Source organism: Burkholderia seminalis DSM 23518 (assembly GCF_902832885.1).
GTDB lineage: Bacteria > Pseudomonadota > Gammaproteobacteria > Burkholderiales > Burkholderiaceae > Burkholderia > Burkholderia seminalis.
In genome coordinates this window covers 97,051-113,357 of record NZ_CADFDK010000007.1, presented here as the reverse complement: position 1 = coordinate 113,357, position 16,307 = coordinate 97,051, and the positions used below count along the sequence as shown (strand labels likewise).

17 protein-coding genes are annotated in these 16,307 nt (G+C 67.6%); 4 read left to right on the top strand and 13 right to left on the bottom strand.

The genetic code is table 11. The annotated features are described in order from the left end of the window. Nucleotides 1–33: 33 nt before the first annotated feature. From HWX00_RS22115 to HWX00_RS22095, 5 genes are all read right to left on the bottom strand, one after another. Nucleotides 34–2,304, bottom strand: coding sequence for a TonB-dependent hemoglobin/transferrin/lactoferrin family receptor (locus HWX00_RS22115; protein ID WP_124608539.1), 2,271 nt, complete (start codon nucleotides 2,302–2,304; stop codon nucleotides 34–36). Nucleotides 2,305–2,539: 235 nt separating this feature from the next. Next, entirely contained in the window at nucleotides 2,540–2,767 is a 228-nt protein-coding gene (locus tag HWX00_RS22110; RefSeq protein ID WP_049034581.1) for a hypothetical protein, read from the bottom strand. A 186-nt stretch (nucleotides 2,768–2,953) separates the two neighbouring features. Continuing rightward, nucleotides 2,954–3,346, bottom strand: a complete 393-nt coding sequence (locus HWX00_RS22105) for a DUF6232 family protein (protein ID WP_034187740.1) — start codon at nucleotides 3,344–3,346, stop codon at nucleotides 2,954–2,956. 124 nt (nucleotides 3,347–3,470) lie between these two features. Beyond that, a complete protein-coding gene (locus HWX00_RS22100; RefSeq protein WP_011548992.1) occupies nucleotides 3,471–3,731 on the bottom strand; it encodes a DUF2866 domain-containing protein in 261 nt (86 codons plus the stop codon). Nucleotides 3,732–3,937: 206 nt separating this feature from the next. Continuing rightward, nucleotides 3,938–5,095 (bottom strand): porin, encoded by a 1,158-nt coding sequence (locus HWX00_RS22095; RefSeq protein ID WP_175029026.1) that lies wholly within the window; start codon nucleotides 5,093–5,095, stop codon nucleotides 3,938–3,940. Between the two features lie 308 nt (nucleotides 5,096–5,403). Between HWX00_RS22095 and HWX00_RS22090 the strand changes: the two genes are divergently transcribed. Further along, nucleotides 5,404–6,210, top strand: coding sequence for a MetQ/NlpA family ABC transporter substrate-binding protein (locus tag HWX00_RS22090; RefSeq protein WP_034187742.1), 807 nt, complete (start codon nucleotides 5,404–5,406; stop codon nucleotides 6,208–6,210). Between the two features lie 135 nt (nucleotides 6,211–6,345). Here the strand turns inward: HWX00_RS22090 and HWX00_RS22085 are convergent, their stop codons facing one another. The 4 genes from HWX00_RS22085 to HWX00_RS22070 form a co-directional block, all read right to left on the bottom strand. Further along, nucleotides 6,346–7,461: a succinylglutamate desuccinylase/aspartoacylase family protein gene (locus tag HWX00_RS22085; RefSeq protein ID WP_034187743.1), complete on the bottom strand. Its 1,116-nt coding sequence runs from the start codon at nucleotides 7,459–7,461 to the stop codon at nucleotides 6,346–6,348. 225 nt (nucleotides 7,462–7,686) lie between these two features. Next, a complete protein-coding gene (locus HWX00_RS22080; RefSeq protein ID WP_034187744.1) occupies nucleotides 7,687–8,469 on the bottom strand; it encodes an ABC transporter substrate-binding protein in 783 nt (260 codons plus the stop codon). A 226-nt stretch (nucleotides 8,470–8,695) separates the two neighbouring features. Beyond that, nucleotides 8,696–9,616, bottom strand: a complete 921-nt coding sequence (locus HWX00_RS22075; protein ID WP_034187745.1) for a LysR substrate-binding domain-containing protein — start codon at nucleotides 9,614–9,616, stop codon at nucleotides 8,696–8,698. 67 nt (nucleotides 9,617–9,683) lie between these two features. Beyond that, on the bottom strand, nucleotides 9,684–10,631 hold the full coding sequence (locus HWX00_RS22070; RefSeq protein WP_175029025.1) for a GlxA family transcriptional regulator: 948 nt from the start codon (nucleotides 10,629–10,631) through the stop codon (nucleotides 9,684–9,686). 110 nt (nucleotides 10,632–10,741) lie between these two features. On the opposite strand from HWX00_RS22070, the gene HWX00_RS22065 reads away from it, so the two are divergent. Both HWX00_RS22065 and HWX00_RS22060 read left to right on the top strand, forming a co-directional pair. Then, nucleotides 10,742–11,050 carry a DUF3817 domain-containing protein gene (locus HWX00_RS22065; protein ID WP_049032938.1) on the top strand — a complete coding sequence of 103 codons (309 nt, stop codon included), beginning with the start codon at nucleotides 10,742–10,744 and terminating at the stop codon, nucleotides 11,048–11,050. Then, nucleotides 11,047–11,448 carry a CopD family protein gene (locus HWX00_RS22060; protein ID WP_034187860.1) on the top strand — a complete coding sequence of 134 codons (402 nt, stop codon included), beginning with the start codon at nucleotides 11,047–11,049 and terminating at the stop codon, nucleotides 11,446–11,448. The genes HWX00_RS22065 and HWX00_RS22060 overlap by 4 nt, the downstream gene beginning before the upstream one ends. Nucleotides 11,449–11,457: 9 nt before the next feature. Here the strand turns inward: HWX00_RS22060 and HWX00_RS22055 are convergent, their stop codons facing one another. From HWX00_RS22055 to HWX00_RS22045, 3 genes are all read right to left on the bottom strand, one after another. Next, nucleotides 11,458–12,051 carry a hypothetical protein gene (locus HWX00_RS22055; protein ID WP_124608540.1) on the bottom strand — a complete coding sequence of 198 codons (594 nt, stop codon included), beginning with the start codon at nucleotides 12,049–12,051 and terminating at the stop codon, nucleotides 11,458–11,460. 224 nt (nucleotides 12,052–12,275) lie between these two features. Then, complete coding sequence (locus HWX00_RS22050; RefSeq protein WP_034187749.1) at nucleotides 12,276–13,664, bottom strand: NCS2 family permease; 1,389 nt, start codon at nucleotides 13,662–13,664, stop codon at nucleotides 12,276–12,278. 531 nt (nucleotides 13,665–14,195) lie between these two features. Next, nucleotides 14,196–14,873 carry a TetR/AcrR family transcriptional regulator gene (locus HWX00_RS22045; protein WP_175029024.1) on the bottom strand — a complete coding sequence of 226 codons (678 nt, stop codon included), beginning with the start codon at nucleotides 14,871–14,873 and terminating at the stop codon, nucleotides 14,196–14,198. A gap of 48 nt (nucleotides 14,874–14,921) precedes the next feature. On the opposite strand from HWX00_RS22045, the gene HWX00_RS22040 reads away from it, so the two are divergent. Then, nucleotides 14,922–15,587, top strand: a complete 666-nt coding sequence (locus tag HWX00_RS22040; protein WP_175029023.1) for an O-methyltransferase — start codon at nucleotides 14,922–14,924, stop codon at nucleotides 15,585–15,587. 123 nt (nucleotides 15,588–15,710) lie between these two features. Here the strand turns inward: HWX00_RS22040 and HWX00_RS22035 are convergent, their stop codons facing one another. Continuing rightward, nucleotides 15,711–16,229 (bottom strand): DUF3455 domain-containing protein, encoded by a 519-nt coding sequence (locus HWX00_RS22035; RefSeq protein WP_175029022.1) that lies wholly within the window; start codon nucleotides 16,227–16,229, stop codon nucleotides 15,711–15,713. Nucleotides 16,230–16,307 lie beyond the last annotated feature (78 nt).

Below are 16,307 nucleotides of genomic sequence, written 5' to 3'. Positions count from 1 at the left end.
TAGCGGTTGGGGTGGGTGCGCGGGCGATGCGCATCAGAAATCCACTTTCATGCTGACGGCGACCGTGCGGCCGGGCGACGAATACGCGTCGAGCACCTGCGAATCGGCCGCGATGCCGCGCACGTCCGACCAGTTCCAGTACTTGCGGTCGAACAGGTTGCGGATGCCGATCGTCGCGCTCACGTGCTTGTTGAAGCGGTAGCCGCCGCGCAGGTCGACGACCAACGACGACGGCGGCGTGAAGCACGCCTTGTTCGAGCAATCGGACTTGTCGACGTCCTTGTCGCGTTTCGCGGCCTGGAACAGCAGGTCGGTCTGCACGAACCAGCGCTCGCTCGGCTCATAACGCACGCCGAACACGGCGGAGAAAGGGTTGACGGTGTTCAGCGGCTGGCTGGCCGCGCCGTCGTTCTGCGTCGAGCCCTTCGTGAACGCCATCGCCGTCTTCAGCGTGATGCCGTTCGGCATCACCCATTCGGCGCGGCCTTCGAGGCCGTGGATGCGCGCGTCGGCGAAGTTCACGTACTGGAACACGAACGGGTCCGACGGCCGGCCGGCGCCGGCGATCGTCGTGCGCGAGATGAAGTTGCGGTAGCGGCCCGTGAACGCGGCCGCGCTGTAGCGCACGACGCCGTAGCCGGTGCCGGCCTTGCCGCGCAGGCCGGCTTCGAACGTGTCGCTCGTCTCGGGCTTCAGGTTCGGATTGCCGATCGACGTGTAGCCGTACACGGGGTTCGAGAAGCTGCTGTTCACCTGGTCGGGCGTCGGCGCGCGGAAGCCGTGCGCGTACTGCACGTACGGAATGACGGCCGGCGTGATCTCGTAGAGCACGGCGACGCGCGGCGACAGTTCGTTCGCACTCGTCGACACGGCCTTGCCGGTGAACAGCGGATCGTTTTCGGTCGGGCTCAGCCGGTACGTGTCGAAGCGCAGGCCCGGGGTGACGAGCAGGCGGCCGTAGCCGATCTGGTCCTGCACGAACGCGCCGAACAACGTGTAGTCGGTGTCGGGGAACGCCTTGTTCGGGAACGCTTCGCCGACGCCCGGCACCGTGCCGTCGCGCAGGTTCGTCACGCGCGACAGGCTGCCGTCGACGCCATACAGCAGCTTGTGCGCGAACGGGCCGGTCGCGAAGCCGCTTTCGGCGAACGCGGAGCCGCCGAACGTGCGTTCCCGGTACTGGTTGTCGCGCGAACGCGATTTCAGCGGCGCGCCGCGCGTCTCGAACGCGTACTGGTCCTGCTTCGCGTCCTGGTAGTAGAACTGCAGGTGCGCGGTCTGGAACCAGCGGAACGCGTCGTCGCGGAAGTCGTAGTCGACGCTGAAGCGGTTGCGCTCGAGCCGGTCGTGGGTCGTGAGGCCGAGCGTGGTCGGCGGGTTGATCGCCGACAGCACGTCGGTGCTCACGCGCCGCTGCACCGTTTCCGCGGTGAACTTGAAGGTGTCGCGCGTGGTGGGCGTCAGCACGAGCTTGCCGAGCAGCGATTCCGAATAGACGTCCTGCGGGTTCGACGTCGTGCGCAGCGTGCTCGCCGAATGGTTGCTGCCGCGCGTATCGACTTCGTGGCCGCGCCGGCCGTCGGCGATGATCATCCCCTGGATGCGGTCGTTGCCGCCCGCGGCCGACACGGTCGCGCCGATGCTGCGGTCGGCCGAGTCGTAGCTTGGCCGGAACGAGAAGTAGTACGGCTTGTCGTAGATCGACAGCAGGTCGCGCGGGTCCTTCGTGATGAAGTTCACCGCGCCGGTCAGGCCGTCGCTGCCGTACAGCGCCGATGCCGGCCCGCGCAGGATCTCGATGCGCTTGAGCGTGTCGAGGTCGGCGTAGTCGCCGCGCCCCGCTTCGAGCGGGCCGAACGAGAACGCGTTCGGCAGGCGGATGCCGTCTTCCATCAGCAGCACGCGGTTGCCCTCGAGGCCGCGGATGTTGATGCTCGAATCGCCGTCGCGGCCGCCGCCGAGCGCGGCGCTGCCCGGCCGGTACGCGGTGCGGCGCACCGTGATGCCGGGCTCGTAGCGCAGTGCATCCTTGATGTTGGTGGCCTGCTGTTCCTCGAGATCCTCGTCGGTGATCACCGACACGGATGCCGCCGTGCGGCTCGCGGCGGTGGCGGTGCGGGTGGCCGTGACGGTGACGGGGTCGAGCAGCGCCGCGTCGCCGCGCGCGGACGCGGCGACGAGGACGGCGGAAGGCGGGTTGGCGCCTTGCGGCGACGAATCGGCGTGAGCCGTGGCGGCGGACAGGCCGAACGCGCCGAACAGCGCGGCACAGATCGGCCGCCGCGCCAGCGAATAACAATGCACAGGTGGTCTCCCATTGACGATAACAAGCCCGAAGGCTGGCTGGGTGACGCGTTCACCTGGCTGGCCCGTTTGCGCGCGGCAGGCGGCAAACGGCGAATTGAAAGGCAACTGACAACTTTACCAGTGTAAATGAGAATTATTATCAATACAAGGACGAAAGGCGGCGTGAGTGAGCGCTCGCGTGCGCGGCTCGCACGCGCCGCGGCAGCCCTTTCGGGAGCCGTGCGCGCGCCGGTCAGGCCAGCGCTTCGATGCGGATCAGCAGGTTGCGCGCGTGCGCGATGAACGCTTCGTGCGTCGCGCGATCGCTGTGGACGTCGAGGCCGGCCTGTTCGGCGAAGACGATCTGTTCGGTGTAGAGGTCGACGAGCGCGCGGCGTGCGTCAGGGGGCAGCGCGCGGATCATCGACACGATCAGCAATTCCTGCGCGCGAAGCGTGCCGGACAGCGACTGGACGTTCATGCTGGCCTCCTCGGACGATGCGGCGGCGCGCCGCTCCTTCCATACTAGGCGGTCGGCGCGCGCGGCGCAGGCGCGGGGCGGGCGATGACGTGCGGGAATACGGTTCGCCGAGGCAGCCGCACGTGCCGGCACGCACCGCGTGCGTCCGGCAACCGTGAATCGAAGCGTGCAGCCGCGTGAAGGGGATCAGTTGGCGGGAGTGGCGGTCCTGGCGGCCTGTGCATCGCGCACGACCTGCGCGACGCGTTCGACGAACGCGGCGTCGGTGCTCGACAGCGCTTCGCGCTTGCCGTCGGGCATCTCGACCATCAGCCGGTACGTGATGTCCTGCGTGGCCCAGGCGAGGTAGCCGACGACGACGAGCATCACGCCGACGACGAGCGCGGCGCTCGATGCGCCGATGCCGCCTGCGACGGCGATGGCCGCGCCGATCAGCGAGATCAGCGACGGAACGAGGCGGTTCTTGGGAATCTTGACGACATCGACGTGACGGATGTCACGCAGTGCGAATACCTGCCCGGCGGCCGACAGGCCGTTGCGCGTGACCATGACGCCACGTTCGTTGAATGCGTTTTCCATCGTGTGTTGCGTGGACGAAAACGCGCAGCGTAGCAGGTTTCGTTGCCGCGTCAAACGAGACCGACTGCCGCACGATGCGTGCGGCGCGGCCGACAGGCGGGACGCGGGTGGCGCGGGAGCGCGGTCAGAACTGCAGCCGGCCGTCGCCGTAAAGGCGGCCCGGCACGTGCGAGGCGACGACCTCGGCGATCTCTTCGTCGGTCGATTCGGCCGGCACGATCTGGCGCCGTGCGGGGGCGTCGAGATGCATCGTCCATTCGACGAGCCGATACGGTCGGCCCCACGGGCGCTGCATTTCGACCGAGACGCGGCAACTCTGGACCGGCAGCGAGTGTTGGCACGTCAGAATCGCGTGCAGATGGCTGAAAACGGTATCTTCGATCATCATGGCCTCCGATCCTGTCTTGTGGGCAATCGATGGCGGCGCCGTCGGCATTTAAAAAAAAAGCCGCCGATGCTCAGGCGGCCAACAGGGGGGGTGAGAGCATCGTCTCAGCCCAGAATTAAGCGAAACTTAAAAGCCCATAAAAAAGCGCCCCGCGTGGAGCGGGGCGCTTCTTGCCGTCGTGATCCGCGAGTTAAGCGGACGCTTTAGAACTTGTGACGGATACCGATACGAGCGGCGATCTGGTTCTTCGAACCCGTGCCCGACGTGTTGAAGTAGCTCGTGCTCGAGCCGATCTGCGCTTGCACGCCCTTGCCCGAAGCCTGCTGGTACACGACCAGGCCGTACACGTCCGTCCGCTTGCTGAGTGCGTAGTCGGCGATACCGTTGACCTGGTTCCAGTGCCACGAATTGCCGTTCTGCGTCGCGTTCGTGTACGTGTAGCCGAGGCCGCCCGACAGGGCCGGCGTGAACGCGTACTTCGCGCCTGCTTCGTATGCGTTGTAGAACGTGCCGCCCGCGCCCGAAACGGTCGAGAACTGCGTACGCGTCCACAGCAGCCATGCCGTTGCCGGACCCCAGACGTAGCGGCCGCCGACGCCGTACGTGCGCAGGTCGCGGACGTTGCCCGTGCTCAGGTTCGCGATCGTCGTCGAGAAGGCCGGCGACGACTGGCTCGGGTAGCGGATGTCCGTGTAGGCGGCGCCGACCGAGATCGGGCCGTTCGCGTAGTTCAGGCCGAAGCTGTATGCGCGCGACGAGCCTGCCGTCGTCGTCGTGCCCGACGTCGTGGCCGGTGCGCCCGCGAAGTCCGTCGAGTTCGAGAAGCCGTACAACGCGCCGAACGTGAAGCCCGAGTAGTTCGCGCTCTGGAACTTCACGGCGTTGTTGATGCGGCTCGACGTGAGCTGGTCGATGTCGTTCACGTGGTACGCGTAGTTGCCCGCGACCGTGTTGCCGCCCGTCGAGTAGTTCGAACCGAGGATGTCGGTCGAGAACGAGTACTGGCGGCCGAACGTGACCGTGCCGTACTGCGACTGGCTCAGGCCGACGTAAGCCTGGCGGCCGAAGATCGCGCCACCCTGGCCGATCGTGCCGTTGCCGCTGTTGAAGCCGTTTTCGAGCACGAAGATCGCCTTCAGGCCGCCACCGAGGTCTTCGGTGCCGCGCAGGCCCCAACGGCTGCCCTGGGCAACGCCGTCGTCGTACTTGAACAGCTTGCCCGTGCCGCCGTTGGCGGTCTTGCTGTGGTTCACGTAGCTGATACCGGCATCGATGACGCCGTACAGCGTCACGCTGCTTTGTGCGTGCGCCGTGCCGGCCGTTGCTGCCAGGGCGGCGATGGTCAACAGTTTCTTGTTCAAAGGATTCTCCGAGCGAATAAATGGCGTGTCCAGTTGCGGTTCCGGCGCTCTCTCTGGGCGCTTTCACGGACCGGCCGCAACTTTATCGGCGGGGCACGTAATGAATATGACAGCGACTGTCATATGAAGAATGTGTGGCGCCGATGCGACACCGAATTCTGCCCGGGTTGGCCAGCGGGGGTTATACCGATTTCGGCAGAGAATCGATCCCGATCCGGAATATGCACATGAAATAAGCTTGGTTTGTCGCGTTCGGGCCCCGTGTCACGATCCGTGCTCCAACAAACGACACGGGACAAGAGGACACCATGCGACGTTCGATCCTGACCGGCCTCGGCGCACTCGCCGCCGCGCTGGCATTCGCGGCGCCCGGCGCGCACGCCGATCCGCAAACGCTGAAGATCGGCACGATGAGCGGCCCCGACGCGCAGATCTGGACCGAAGTGACGAAGGTCGCCGCGCGCGAAGGGCTCGCGATCAAGGTCATCGAATTCAACGATTACGTGCAGCCGAACGCGGCGCTCGATTCGGGCGACCTCGACGCGAACGGCTTCCAGCACCAGCCGTTCCTCGACAGCCAGATCAAGCAGCGCGGTTACAGGATCGTGAACGTCGGACTCACCTACACGGCGCCGATGGGTTTCTACTCGAAGAAGCTCAAGTCCCTGAAGGACTTGCCGGTGGGGGCGAAGGTCGGCATCCAGAACGACCCGTCGAACGGCAATCGCGCGCTGCTGCTGCTGCAGAAGTACGGCGTGATCAAGCTGAAGCCGGGCGTCGGCACGAACGGCGTGAACGCGACGCCGCTCGACGTCGCCGAGAACCCGAAGAAGATCAAGATCGTCGAACTCGACGCCGCGCAGTTGCCGCGCGCGCTGCCCGACGTCGATGCCGCGTCGATCAATACCGACTACGCGGTGAAGGCCGGGCTGACGCCGGTGAAGGACGCGATCGCGATCGAGGACCTGCGCGGGCCGTACGCGAACCTGATCGCGGTGCGTGCGCAGGACAAGGACAAGCCGTGGGTGAAGAAGCTCGTCGCGGCCTATGAATCGGACGACGTGCGCAAGTTCATCGACCAGAAGTTCGGCGGCGCGATCGTGCCGGCATTCTGAACGGTCTTCATGCCGAACGGCCGGCGGCCGTCGCCGGCCGCCGACGTGCCCTCCGGAAAGCCAATCGCCCGCGCAAGCGGGCGATTTCGTTGGTGCGTGCGCTGCGCGCCGTGGCCCGGCGCGCGGGCCGCGCGCTCAGGCCGACAGCAGCGAACCCGTGCGGATCGCGGTCGCGCCGGCGACGCGCGCGACTTCCATGCCGGCCGTCGCGAAGCGCACGATCTGGCGCGCGTACAGCACGCCCGATACGCTGCTCTTCAGCGTGACGACGCGATCGGTCAGCGGATCGACGATGTCGGCCACGGCCTGGCCCGCCTCGATCATCGCGCCGACCGGCGTGCGGAACACGATCACGCCCGATACCGGCGCGACAAGCGGATCGGTGCCCGCGAGCGGCGTGGCCGGATGCGCGAGCGGCGGCAGCGGCGCCGGCGTGCCGTCGACGATGCCGCGCTCGGTCAGGTACTCGACGATGGCCTGTGCGTCCTTTTCGGCGAGTTCGTACGACACGTCGCGTTCGCTGCGCAGTTCCACCGTGACGGAAATCGCGCCGTTCGGGATCGGGAAGCGGTCGCCGAAACGGCTGCGCAGATCCGACCAGCAGAAGCTGTGGATTTCGTCGAACGGGTTGCCGACCGAATTCAGCGCGAGCAGCGACGCCTGCGCGTCGAGATAGCGCGACAGCGGCTCGACGTCCGGCCAGAGGTCGGGATTCGTGTAGAGGTGCATCACCGCATCGCTGTCGCAGTGCAGGTCGAGCACGATATCGGCGTCGAACGACAGCTTCTGCAGCGCGAGGCGCTGCGAGTCGAGTTCGGTGCGCGGCTTCTGCTCGTCGAGCGCTTCGCGCATCGCGGCGCGCACGGCGACGAGGTTGCGCTGCGCGTCGTTCGTGAGATGGTGTTCGACGCGCGGCAGCACCAGTGCCGCGAGATCGTAGAAATTGCGGTTGAAGTTCTGCATCGAGCCGAGCTCGAAACGGCCGAGGTGATCGCCGAACACGTGCTGCGACAGGCCGATCGGGTTCGGCACGGGCACGACCACGATTTCGCCGCGCAGCTTGCCGGCCGTCTCGAGCGCGGCGATCTTGCGGCGCAGCAGCGTGGCGACCAGCATGCCGGGCAGTTCGTCCGCATGCAGCGACGACTGGATGTAGACCTTCTTGCCGCCGCGCGGGCCGTAGTGGAAGCTCGTGATCTGGCGTTCGGTGCCGACGGCGGGGGAAATCAGCGGATGGGTCTGCGTTTGCATGATGGGGGAGTGCGGCGCAGCCGCGAAGGATCCGGTGTGCGTGGAAGGACGATTGTACGTTGCCTGCGTCGTCGCCATCAAACCGGTACCGGAACGCGCGGATTTTCCTTGCGAATCATCGGTTTGGTACGGAAAAAATAACGTCGCCCAACCCGCGCGCGCAAAAAAAACGGGCTCCTCGCGGAGCCCGTTTCATCGCGGCGCGCGGCGCGCCGGCTGGCCGTATTACTTGCCGTAGACGTCGAAATCGAAGTACTTCTTCGCGATCTTGTCGTACGTACCGTCCTTGCGCATGCCGGCGATCGCGCCGTCGATCTTCGCCTTCAGGTCGGTGTCTTCCTTGCGCAGACCGATACCGGCGCCGTTGCCGAGCGTCTTCGGATCGTCGATGTCCTTGCCGGCGAAGTCGAAGTTCGCGCCGCGCGGCGTCTTCAGGAAGCCGATCTCGGCTTGCACCGCGTCTTGCAGCGCGCCGTCCAGACGGCCGGAGATCAGGTCGGCGTAGACCTGGTCCTGGTTCTGGTAAGGCACGACGTTCACGCCCTTCGACGCCCAGTACGTCTTCGCGTAGGTTTCCTGGATCGTGCCCTGCTCGACGCCGACCGACTTGCCCTTCAGCGATTCGGCCGTCGGCATCAGGCCCGTGCCCTTCTTCGTGACGAGGCGCGTCGGCGTGTTGAACAGCTTCGCCGAGAAGGCGATCTGTTCCTGACGCGCCGGCGTCATCGACATCGACGACAGCACGCCGTCGAACTTGCGGGCCTTCAGCGCCGGGATCATCCCGTCGAAGTCGTTTTCGATCCACACGCACTTCGCGTGGATGCGGCGGCAGATTTCGTTGCCGAGATCGACGTCGAAACCGACAACCTTGCCGTCGGCGCCTTTCGATTCGAAAGGCGGGTAGCTGGCGTCGACGCCGAACCGCACGGTCGACCAGTCCTTCGCGTACGCGCTGCCTGCCGATACGGCGAGCAGGGCAACGGTCACAGCCGCAAGAATCTTTTTCACTCGGTGACTCCTCGTTTTGTTCGATGGGTGCGCGGTTGTGCCGCGCCGTAAGCCTTCGGTCCGCCGCGGCTTCGCGTCGGACAGTCCGTTTCGCCCACCCGATGCGGGTGCGCGACGTGCGCAAGATTATCAAGACAAAATACCGGCAGGGCGCCTAGGACAAGCCCCGATACCGGGCCCGGCGGCGGCGCGTTGCGGGCGCCGCCGTTTCAGACACAGGAACGATTCAGCCGAGCGTTTCGTTGACCGCGCGCCGCAGGCACGTGACGAATTGCGACACGGCGGGCGTGGGCAGCAGGTCGCGCCGCGCGATGATAGACAGGTCGAAGCGCGGCATGCTTTCGTCGAGTTCGGCCGTGCGGATGCCGAGCGGCGCGACCATCGCGGCCAGCGGGCGCGTGAAGCAGCCGATCACGTCGGAGCGCGCGACGAGCCCGAGCGTCACCGCGAACGACATCGGCGAGCGCAGCAGGCGTTTCGGCAGCGGCAGCCCGTGCTTCTCGAACATCCCGACCATCACGCTGTGCGGAAACTGCTCGGCGCCGACGGTGACGATCCACTCGGCATCGAGCAGTTCCTCTAAACGGCGCGCATGCGCGAGCGGGTGGCCGTCGCGCATCACGATCGTGAATTCGGTCGACAGCAGCGGCGATTGCGTGAAATCGCGGTCGAGCGCGGGCACATGGTGCATCGCAGCGATGTCGAGCGTGCCGTTGCGCAGCTGCGCGAGCGCGTCGGGTACCGTCACTTCCTCCAGATGGAGGCTCACGTTCGGCATCGACCGGCGGAACGCCGTCACCGCGTGCGGCAGCGCGGTCAGCGCGATCGACGGCATCGTGCCGACCGCGACGCGCCCCGACATCTCGCCTTTCACCTGCTCGACGGCCTCGACCGTGCGGCGGATGTCGCCGAGCAGCTGCTCGGCGCGCGGCAGCAGCGCGTGGCCGCATGCGGTCAGCTCGACGCCGCGCACGCTGCGCGCGAGCAACTCCGCGTTGAGCGCCGTTTCGAGTTCGCGGATCGTGTGCGTGATCGCGGGCTGCGTGACGCCGAGTTCGCGCGCGGCGGCGCGCAGGCTCTTGAGGTGCGCGGCGGAGACGAACGCCTGGAGCTGCGCGATGTTCAGCGGGTTGCGGATGCGGGTCATCGGTCGGGTCCGGTTGGCGCGAAAGGGGGCGACGGTTTCATGCTTCGGATGGCGGTCCTGGGGAACGTCATGCGCCGGCGCGTGCGCGGAACGTCTGGCGATAGCGTTGCGGCGACGTGCCGACGATGCGCGCGAACCGTTCGCGAAACGCGGTGACCGAACCGAACCCGGCTTCCGTCGCGACCTGTTCGATCGACAGCTCCGTCACCTCCAGCAACTGCTGCGCGTGCCGGACGCGAGCGGTCTGCAGCCATTGGCGCGGCGACGTGCCCGTCTGCGCCTGGAAGCGCCGCGTCAGCGTGCGTACGCTCGTCGACGCCTTGCGGGCCATCGCATCGAGCGTGAGCGGCTTGCGCAGGTTCGCCTGCAGCCAGTCCATCAGGTCTTGCAGCCCGTCGCCGCCGGCAGGCCATTCCGGCGCGATGAACTGCGCCTGCCCGCCTTCGCGCACGCGCGGCGCCACCGCACTGCGTGCGGCGTCGACGGCCACCGCCGCGCCGTAGTCGGCCTGGATCATGTGCAGGCACAGGTCGAGGCCGGCCGCCGCGCCGGCCGACGTCAGGATCTGTCCGTTGTCGACGAACAGCACGTTCGGATCGACGTCGACGTGCGGATGGCGGCGTGCGAGTTCGGCGGCCGCGAGCCAGTGCGTCGTCGCGCGCAGGCCGTCGAGCAGCCCGGCTTCCGCGAGCACGAACGCGCCGCTGCAGATCGACGCGATCCGGCTGCCGCGCGCGGCCGCTTCGCGGAGTGCGGCGAGCACGCGGCGCGGCGTCGGCGCGAGCGGCACGGACGTGCCGGGGACCATGATCGTATCGGCGTCGGCCAGCGCGTCGAGACGAAACGGCGGGCGCAGCTCGAACAGGTCGCCGGCGACGCGCGGCTGCTCGCTGCACACGCGCACGCGGTAGGCGGGCGCGCCGTCGGGCAACCGCACGCGCGCGAACGTGTCGCACGCGATGCCCAGGTCGAACGGGACGACATCGGGCAAGGCGAGAACGGCGACCGTGTGCATGGCGTTCGCGGCCGTGGCCGGAATCCGTTGAAAGATGTCATTCTAGCCAATGGCCGGAACCCGCACCACACGCGACAATCGCGGCGGATCAACCTGGATGGAGCCGGCCGATGACACAAGACGATCGCAACGCGTTGCGGAACCTGCAGTACCTGTCGTTGCTGGAGGCGGCCACGCTCGTCGTGCTGGTGTGCGTCGCCGTGCCGCTCAAGCATCTGGCCGGTTATCCGGCCGCGGTATCGATCATGGGGCCGGTGCATGGCATCGCGTTCGCGATGTACGTGTGGGCGCTCGCCGGCACCGCCTCGAGCGGGCTGTGGAGCGGGCGCGAGGTCGCGCGACTCGTGTTGTCGGCCGTCGTGCCGTTCGCGGGGCTGGCGAGTGCGGGATGGATCGCGCGCCGGCGGCACGCGCGATGATCTACCTGGTGCTGAAGGCCGTGCATGTGGCGGCTGTCGTCACGTTCGTCGGCGGGCTGCTGATGTTGTCCGTCGGTGTCCGGATCGCGAACCTCGCCGTGCATCGCGCGGTGCGGCGCTGGGATCGCACGGTGACGGCGCCGGCCCTCGCGATCGTCTGGGTCACGGGGATCGCGATCGCGCTGAGCGGTCACTGGTTCGGCGCGGCGTGGCTGTCGGCGAAGCTTGCCGTCGTCGTCGCGCTGTCGGCGCTGCACGGCATGCTGGCCGGCACGCTGCGGCGCATGGCGCGCGACGATCTCGCCGTCGCACCGGCGGCGTGGCTCGGGCAGGCGGCGGGCGCGGTCGTCGCCGCGGCTGCGATCGTCGTCGGGCTGGTCGTGATCAAGCCGTTCTGACCGGCCGGCTCAGGCCAGCGCCGTCTCCACCGCCGCGAGCGTGCGGCGCCGGATCCAGCCGCTCCCCAGCCGGATCGCGAGCCAGTACGGCGTGAGCAGCCAGCGCGTGCGCTCGCTCGGGCAGTGGATGAACGTTTCCGTGCGCAGCATGTGCGCGCCCGAGGCGAGCCCGACGACCTCGAACCGGAGCACCAGCTTCGCATCGCGCGGGTCGTCGTGCCGGACGAAGGCGGCGGCATCGGCGATGGCGCGCACGTCGGGCGCGGGACGCCAGAAGCGGCCGACGAGGCCGAGCGACAGCGACGTGTCGTCGCGATGCAGCGGCGTGAATGCATGGAGGCCGAAGCGTTCGCGTTCGCGTCGCGTGGTGCCGCGGCACAGCGAGGCGGCAAGCGCGGCCGGGAATTCGCGGAGGCTGAGCAGCGTATCGACGACCGGATCCGTGCGCATGTCGATCGCGGAGACCGCATCGATGATGCGCGCCGGATCGGCATCGATCGGCTTCGATTCGTGTATTTCGTAAAAGCCGAACGACGGGATGAACGGCGGCTTGCGCGCCGAGGTCCTGCTGTCCGATTCGGAGACGATGCCGAGCGCGTTCATGTCTGCTCCGGAACACAAAACGCGATCGTAGCACCGGCGGCGGATTCGCAGCGCGGCGGCAGGGCGGCGGCGATGCGGCGCTTCGCCGCGTCGCGCGCACCGGCAAAAAAAGCCTGGAAACTCGCGTTCCCAGGCCTGGAGACCATCAACGATGATGGTGGAGGAGACGTCGTCGTCCCGATGCGCGCCGCCCTTCTGCAGGCGACGTCGCGCATGTGTCGCGGTCAGATGGCCCAGCCGCCGAGATAGAAGGCGACGAGCACGGCCGCGATGAGCACGGTGCCGACGTTGAGCTTGCGGAATTCGCCGCTCGCGATGCGGCCGATCACGAGCGTCGAGAAGCCGAGCATGATGCCTGTCACGATGTTCGCGGTCAGCACGATGAACACCGCGCACACGAGGCCCGACATCGCATCGACCATGTCGTCCATGTGCAGCTTGCTCACGCTGCCGAGCATCAGCAGGCCGACGTACATCAGCGCGGGTGCGGTGGCGTACGACGGCACCAGGCCCGCGAGCGGCGAAAAGAACATCACGACGAGGAACAGCAGGCCGACCACGGCGGCTGCCAGGCCCGTCTTCGCGCCGGCGGCCACGCCGACGCTCGACTCGATGTAGGCCGCCGCCGGCGCGCCGCCGAGGAAACCGGAGAAGATCGAGCTGATCGAGTCGGCCGTCAGCGCGCGGCCGCCGTTGATGATGCGGCCGTTCTCGTCGAGCTGGCCGGCCTGCCCGGCGACCGCGCGGATCGTGCCGGTCGCGTCGAACACGGCGGTCATCACGAGTGCCAGCACGCTCGGCAGCACGGCCATCGACAGCGCGCCCTTGATGTCCATCGCGCCGATCAGCGATTCGTGCCCCGGTGCGCTCAGCGACGGCAGCGCGAAGATGCCGTGGTACTTCACGGCCGGATCGAAGATCAGGCCGAAGATCGAGATCGCGATCACGACGAGCAGGATGCCGCCCGGCACGCGGCGCTTCTCGAGGCCGAAGATCGCGGCGAGGCCGACGATCGACATGATGACCGGAAGTGCGGTGATCTGGCCGAGCGAGACCGGCAGGCCGGCGCCCGGGTTCTTGATCACGAGGCCGACGTCGTTCGACGCGATCAGCAGCAGGAACAGGCCGATGCCGATGCCCGTGCCGTGCGCGACGCCCGCGGGCAGGTTGCGCAGGATCCACGAACGCACGCCGGTGACCGAGATGCCGGTGAACACGAGGCCCATCAGGAACACCGCGCCGAGCGCGACCGTCGGATGCAGGCCCTTGCCGAGCACGAGGCCGAACGCGGTGAACGCGGTCAGCGAGATCGCGCAGCCGATCGCGATCGGCAGTTTCGCCCACAGGCCCATCAGCAGCGAGCCGAACGCGGTGGTGAGGCAGACCGCGACGAACACGGCGCTCGTGTCGAAGCCGGCCTTGCCGAACATGCCGGGCACGACGAACACGGAATAGACCATCGCGAGGAAGGTGGTGACGCCGGCAATGATCTCGCGGCGCTGCGTGCTGCCGCGCGACGAAATGCCGAAGTACCGGTCGATGACTCCCGGGGTGCCAAAGTCCGTTTCTGCCGCGCCGACGTCGACCGTCGGCTGCACCGGGGTATCACTCATGAGCTTGCTCCTTTATCAGCATGCTGAAACGGCTCGTCGCGAACCGTCGTCAGGGTGTCTCGTATCTAGTTGGGATTGTTCGGCAACGTCGTGGGGACGAATGACGCGTGATGCGTGTCGTTACGCGCGAATCGAAACGATCGCGAGGGTGTCGCGCCGGACGACGCGTGGTGAGGGCGATCCCGTCACGTGTGCTTTGCCGTAGCGAAGGTTAGGCGAGCGGCCCATCACGTCCCATCGGGGGAAGAGCATGCAGCGCATGTCGCAGCGCTTATATCGGCGTGCAACGGGGCTTCGATGCGGCGACACGCGTGTATACGCCTAGTTCGAATCCGTTAAGGCGACTATTTGAATGCGGGGTCGACGGGCCTGGCGGAAGCGGTTGAGGTATCGAATATTACGAGTATCTTTCATCGGGGCTGCGCAAGCGAATGGCGGCGGGCGGCGCGACGTGCGGCCATGCGCCAGCGGCAGCCGGATGATACCGGTGCCGCGCGCGGCTTGCGCGCACGCCTTTCGGCGCTCGTCGTGTCAGGCGCGCGCGAGATGCGCGAGGTACGCGCAGAACATGTCGGCCATCGCGGCCGAATAGGCGTCGATTTCCGCCGGCGTGCGCGCGGTTTCGGAGAAGGTCTTGCCGCCCGACGTGAGCGTCGTCATGACCAGTTCGCAGGCGAGCGCATGCGTGGCGTCGGGCACGCCGGGCAGCGCTTCGCGCATGAACGCGTTGAAGACCCGGTGGCCCTCCGTCCGCACTGCCTGCGCCTCGGGGGCGTCGCGATAGAGCGGCGCGGCGTCGTCGAGTGCGATGCGCATGCCCGCCTCGTCGCATTCCGAGCGGATGAACGCATGGACGGCCGTGCGCAGCCGCTCGGGCGGCGTTTTTCGCGTGTCCTGCAGTATCCGGCACAGCATGTCGGACGTCTGCCGCCATTCGTCGTGCTGCAGCCGGAACAGCACGGACGCCTTGTTCGGGAAGTACTGGTACAGCGAGCCGACGCTCACGCCGGCGCGCTCGGCGACGCGCGCCATCGTGAAGCGCTGCGCGCCTTCGGCGGCCAAAACCTGAATAGCGGCCTGGAGAACGTCTTCGACGAGACGGGTCGAGCGCGCCTGCCGAGGCAGCCTGCGCGTGGCGATCGGGGCGTTGCGGCGGTCGGTCATGGGCGGTTGGCCAATGCGAATAGTAAAACATGAATAGTTCGTCATATTCTAGTCGGGCGCACTGACGCACTCAACCTGACACTGGAGAACCGCATGACCACCCTGATTCACGACCCGCTGGCGTCGCTGCTCGCGCGCCTGTTCGACGAAGCCGAGGCGTCGTCGCCCGCGACGAGCCCCGGCTTCGCCGGCGTGTCGCGCGACGAGCAAGCGCGGCTGATGCGCAGCAAGACGGACTACGCCGATCTGTATGCGCGCCTGAAGGACTATCCGCTGGCCGTGTCGCGCGAGACGGGCTCGCTGCTGTACATGCTCGCGCGCAGCAGCGGCGCGCGGGCGATCGTCGAATTCGGCACGTCGTTCGGCATCTCGGCGCTGCATCTCGCGGCCGCATTGCGCGACAACGGCGGCGGCCGGTTGATCACGAGCGAGTTCGAGCCGTCGAAGGTCGTGCGCGCACAAGCGAACCTGGCCGCGGCCGGGCTCGCCGATCTCGTCGAGATTCGCGAGGGCGACGCGCTGCGCACGCTGGCCGTCGATCTGCCGGATGCGGTCGACCTGTTGCTGCTCGACGGCGCGAAGGCGCTGTATCCGGAAATCCTGGCGCGGGTCGAGCCGCACCTCAGAACGGGGGCGTTCGTCGTGGCCGACAACGCGGAATACAGCCCCGACTACCTCGCGTACGTGCGCGCGCCGGAAAACGGCTATCTGTCGGTGCCGTTCGGCGGCGACGTCGAGTTGTCGATGCGGATCGGATGAGCAGCCGGAACGAAGATGCCGGCGGTTTCACGCATCCGGGCCTGAAAGATAGGAAAACTGATTAACTGGTCGCGGGGGTGAACGGTACCGGGGGGATGCCCGGTGCCCGCGCCGCCGCGCGCATCACTTCAGGAACACGTATCGCGCGAAGTACGGGAAGCGCCCGACCGCGTGCTCGGTCGTGCACGACGCGGCCGGCGGTGTGCCGCCCGTCGTGTCCAGCCGCTGCACGAAGCGCACGCCGGCGAGCGTGCCGGTGGCCGCCGGGGCGGCCGCGAGCAGCAGTTGCGGAATGCTGGCGGGGCTCGCGCTCGGCGCTTCAGCGAGTTTCTTGCCGGTGATGCGGCTGCCGTCGAGCGCCTCCCACGACGGCCCCGCGCCATGCCGCACGACGAGCGTGCCGCCGCCGTCGAACAGCGTCGCCTCCGGACGCTGGAAGGCCCACGCGAGCCGATGGTCGGCATCGTATTCGCACGAATAGATCTGCACGCCGGTCGCGGTGGTCGACAGTACCGGCGCGGCCGGCGCCGGCGGCGCGAGGCCGGCAGCGTCGTCGGCCCGCGCCGGTGCGGCGAAGGCCGCCAGGGAAAGACCGGCCGCCAGGGCCAGCAGCATGTCGCGTGTCGGGGAACGGCTTGGCATGGCGGAGCGTCCTTTCAGGTCGGGTGGCGGTCGTGCGGAGGGGATCCTGTCAACGTTAGACGCCGAATGCACAGGCTG